4 protein-coding genes and 1 tRNA gene are annotated in these 3,564 nt (G+C 66.3%); 4 read left to right on the forward strand and 1 reads right to left on the reverse strand.

Features of this window, described 5'->3' with window-relative positions; genetic code table 11:
- Nucleotides 1–221: 221 nt before the first annotated feature.
- Nucleotides 222–297, reverse strand: a tRNA-Ala gene (locus tag VN419_RS00190).
- Between the two features lie 169 nt (nucleotides 298–466).
- On the opposite strand from VN419_RS00190, the gene VN419_RS00195 reads away from it, so the two are divergent.
- From VN419_RS00195 to VN419_RS00210, 4 genes are all read left to right on the forward strand, one after another.
- A complete protein-coding gene (locus VN419_RS00195; protein WP_325643184.1) occupies nucleotides 467–1,486 on the forward strand; it encodes an ABC transporter permease in 1,020 nt (339 codons plus the stop codon).
- Nucleotides 1,487–1,563: 77 nt separating this feature from the next.
- Nucleotides 1,564–2,358 carry an ABC transporter permease gene (locus VN419_RS00200; RefSeq protein WP_414652891.1) on the forward strand — a complete coding sequence of 265 codons (795 nt, stop codon included), beginning with the start codon at nucleotides 1,564–1,566 and terminating at the stop codon, nucleotides 2,356–2,358.
- A 2-nt stretch (nucleotides 2,359–2,360) separates the two neighbouring features.
- Complete coding sequence (locus VN419_RS00205; protein ID WP_325643188.1) at nucleotides 2,361–2,987, forward strand: YkgJ family cysteine cluster protein; 627 nt, start codon at nucleotides 2,361–2,363, stop codon at nucleotides 2,985–2,987.
- A partial coding sequence (locus tag VN419_RS00210; protein WP_325643190.1) for an AAA family ATPase occupies nucleotides 2,980–3,564 on the forward strand: 585 nt, incomplete at its 3' end. The genes VN419_RS00205 and VN419_RS00210, both read left to right, overlap by 8 nt.

Consider the following 3,564-nt stretch of genomic DNA (forward strand, 5'->3'; position numbering starts at 1 on the left):
GTGTTAGCCTGGCGCGTGGAAAAGCGACAGCCGTTCAGATCGGCCTGGCGGTGTGAAAGCGGAAGGAGGGGCGGGAAGGGCGGCCAGGGGCTTAAAGCACGTGCCGAGAGAAAATGTTTTCCCGGCCCCATCGGTTCGCTCCGCCCGCAAAACGGAGTGCAAGCGTGCCGTGCGGCAATGAAAAAGGGCTTGCGAATCGCTTCGCAAGCCCTTGATCTATCTGGTGGAGCTGGAGAGAATTGAACTCACGGCCTCTTGAATGCCATTCAAGCGCTCTCCCAACTGAGCTACAGCCCCACATCGTTGGGAAGGCTTGTCTAGCGAAAGGGGCCGTCCCTTGTCAACGGGAAAATGGAAAATCCTGAAAATTTGCATGGCCGCGCGCGCGGCGTTGCCTCCGCCGCGGGAATGGCGTAACTGTCTGCCGGACCGGGAAAGCCCGGAACACCAGCAACAACGGACGCGCATGACCAGGACACTGCTCAAAATCGCTGCCAAGCTCGCCTGGGTGGCCGTGGTCTTCTTCGGCATCACGGTCATCAGCTTCTGGGTCATCCACCTGGCCCCGGGCAAGCCCACGGATTTGCAGACCACCCTGAACCCCGGCGCTTCCGCCGTGGCCAGGGAGCGCCTGGAAAAACTCTACGGCCTGGACCAGCCCATCCACGTGCAGTACGGCCAGTGGGTAGGGCGCATGGCCAAACTGGACTTCGGCCGGTCCATGTCCGGCGATTCCCGTCCCGTGTGGGACAAGATCAAGGAGCGCCTGCCGCTCACCTTCGGCATGAACATCGTCTCACTCCTTTTGACCCTGGCCGTGGCCATACCCATAGGCGTGGCGGCGGCCTGGAGGCAGGGCGGGGTCTTTGACCGCGTCTCGACCATTGTCGTCTTCATCGGCTTCGCCATGCCCAGCTTCTGGCTGGCGCTTTTGCTCATGCTGCTTCTGGGCATCATCTGGCCCATTCTGCCCATTTCCGGCCTCACCAGCCTGGGGTTCGAGAAGCTGCCCTTCTGGGGCAAGGCCTGGGATCTTGCGCGCCACCTCGCCCTTCCGGTATTTCTGTACACCTTCGGCAGTTTGGCGGGCATGTCGCGCTTCATGCGCGCCAGCATGCTCGAGGTGCTGCGCCAGGACTACATCCTCACCGCGCGCGCCAAGGGCCTGCCCGCGCGGGTGGTCATCTTCCGCCACGCTTTGCGCAACGCGCTTCTGCCGGTCATCACCATCCTGGGCCTCTCGGTGCCGGGGCTCATCGGCGGCAGCGTCATCATCGAGTCCATCTTCGCCCTGCCGGGCCTGGGCCAGCTCTTCTATCAGGCGGTCATGAGCCGCGACTACCCGCTGATCATGGGCAGCCTGGTGCTGGGCGCGGTGCTGACCCTTCTGGGCAATCTGCTGGCCGACCTGGGCTACGGCCTGGCCGATCCGCGCATCCGGGCAAACGGCGCGGGCAGCGCTGGCAGCGGGGAGGGCGAGGCATGAGCGCCCAGACCGGCCAGACCGGCCAGACACGGAAACGCAAGCCCCTGGCCCCGCCCACGTGGCTCTCGCGCTACGGCATGCTGGCCCTTGGCCTGGGCCTTGTGGGCTGCATGAGCCTGGCCGCGCTTTTCGCGCCCTTCATCGCCCCGTACGACCCCAACGCCATCAACGTGGACGCACTGCTGCTGACGCCTTCCCTGGCGCATCCGCTGGGCACGGACGCCCTGGGCCGCGACGTGTTCTCGCGCATCCTCTACGGCGGCCGGGTGTCGCTGTGGGTGGGCTTCGTGGCCGTGGGCATCTCCACCGCCATCGGCTTGGCCCTTGGCCTTGTGGCCGGATATTTCGGCAAATGGGTGGACGAGGTCATCATGCGTCTGGTGGACGTGATGCTCTGCTTCCCGTCCTTCTTTTTGATCCTCGCGGTCATCGCCTTCCTGGAGCCCAGCCTGACGAACATCATGGTGGTCATCGGCCTCACCTCCTGGATGGGCGTGGCGCGCCTGGTGCGGGCCGAGGCCATGGCCCTGCGCGGGCGCGACTATGTGCTGGCCGCGCGCGTTGCCGGGGCCGGGCCCGTGCGCATCATCCTGCGGCACATCCTGCCCAACGCGCTGGCCCCGGTGCTGGTTTCGGCCACCCTCGGCGTCGCCGGGGCCATCCTGGTGGAGTCGTCGCTCTCCTTCCTGGGCCTTGGCGTGCAGCCGCCGGACGCCAGCTGGGGCAACATGCTCCTCGACGGCAAGGAAGTGCTGGAGATCGCGTCCTGGCTTTCGGTCTTCCCCGGCCTGGCGATTCTGTTCACCGTGCTTGGCTACAACCTGCTGGGCGAGAGCCTGCGCGACCTGCTCGACCCGCGCCTGAGGCGATGAGCATGGGCGGCCGCCAGACCTATCCAGAGTTCGAGGCCCGGCACCCCTGGCTTGTGCGGCTGCTCGACGCGTACCACATTTCCGATGAATCCGTGCGGGCCGACCTGGCCGAGCAGACCGCCAAGCGCGGGCACGGCGTGGCCTGCGGGCCGGGCTGCCGCAACTGCTGCGTCGATCAGGTCATCCCCGTGTCGGAGTTCGAGGTGCTGGGCCTGTGGTGGTACGCCTCGGAGATTCTGGAAGGCGAGGTGCAGGAGGAGCTGAAGCGGCGGCTCTTGGGCCACGGGCAGGTGGGCGAATGCGCGTTTTTGGTGCGCGGCCGCTGCTCGGTGTATCCGTTGCGGCCCTTCGTGTGCCGCCAGTACCACGTGTTCCGCAAGCCCTGCGAGCCGGGCGAGAACGTCTACGAGACGCGCTTCAAGGACGCCTACCGCGCCGGACTGGACAGCGCGCGCGAGCTGGCCTGGCAGCTCATTCCCCTGTACGGCGTGGCCGAGGAAAACGTTGATTGGCTCTTCGAGAGCGGGTATATTTCCCGAAAGGGAAAACATCTCCACACCTTGCCCCTGGACAACATCGTCATGCACATGAAGACCACCGCGCACCGGCGCAAGGCCCGCAATGCTTGAACTCCTGCGCATCCGCGATCTGGCGCTCATTGAGGACGCCGAGCTGGAATTCGCGCCCGGCATGAACGCTCTGACCGGCGAGACCGGCGCGGGCAAAAGCTTCATCGTGCGCGCCATCGACTTTCTGACCGGCGAGCCCATGAGCGCCGACCTGGTGCGCCCGGGCAAGGAAAAGGCCGTGGTGGAGGCCGTGTTCGTGGTGCAGAACGAGGACGGCCAGGCCGAGGACCTCATCATCCGGCGCGAGCTTTCCGCCGATTCCGGGCGCAGCCGCGTGTTCGTGAACGACCGCCTGGGCTCGCTGGAAACCCTGCGCGAGCTGCGCGCGGGCCTTGTGCTGCACACCAGCCAGCACGGCCAGCAAAAGCTTTTGCAGCCCGCCTACCAGGCACGCATTCTGGACAGCTTTCTGGCCGAGCCGGGCCTTTTGCCCGAGCGCGACGCGGCCCTGGCCGCCGTGCGCGCCGTGCAGACCGCCCGGGCCGAACTGGCGGCGCGCGTGGACGGCCTGTCGCGCCAGCGCGAATTCCTGGAGTTCCAGCGGGCTGAAATCTCCAAGGTGAAGCCCCTGCCGGGC

The organism is Humidesulfovibrio sp. (assembly GCF_035560995.1).
In the GTDB taxonomy this organism is placed as follows: domain Bacteria; phylum Desulfobacterota; class Desulfovibrionia; order Desulfovibrionales; family Desulfovibrionaceae; genus Humidesulfovibrio.

Excerpts from the sequence above, each read along its gene's own strand:
- VN419_RS00195 (WP_325643184.1), top strand. The coding sequence starts at position 467 with ATGACCAGGACACTGCTCAAAATCGCTGCCAAGCTCGCCTGGGTGGCC.
- VN419_RS00200 (WP_414652891.1), top strand. The coding sequence starts at position 1,564 with ATGCTGGCCCTTGGCCTGGGCCTTGTGGGCTGCATGAGCCTGGCCGCG.
- VN419_RS00205 (WP_325643188.1), top strand. The coding sequence starts at position 2,361 with ATGGGCGGCCGCCAGACCTATCCAGAGTTCGAGGCCCGGCACCCCTGG.